The sequence below is a fragment of the Bacillus sp. JJ864 genome (genome assembly GCF_036963045.1).
Lineage (GTDB): Bacteria > Bacillota > Bacilli > Bacillales > Bacillaceae_G > Bacillus_A > Bacillus_A pseudomycoides_C.
In genome coordinates, this window is record NZ_JBALLY010000079.1 from 8,256 (window position 1) to 8,612 (window position 357).

The following is a 357-nucleotide window of genomic DNA, read 5'->3' on the forward strand; positions in this document are numbered from 1 at the left end:
ATCAAAGTATATATTAGTTAATAAACAATAAAATAACTTATACAAAACATGATGGAAATATATAATCTAAAATATATCCGTAAACTATTATTTAAATGTATTTTCTTTATGTGCAATGTAAGATAATTAAATTATAGTTTTCAATAATCACATAGTCAAAAGAGAGAAGTTAACATATAATAATAAAGGATTTTAAAAAAGGTGAGGTGGAACTATTTTATGAGTAATCCGAGCATAGGAGAGTCGGATATAGAATCGACATCAGAGGCAGTCATACAACTGAATATTCGAAGCGGGTTACGTTGTAAAAATAGTTACCGCTTTATTTGGATTTTGGAAAGATGACTTCCTCTATAA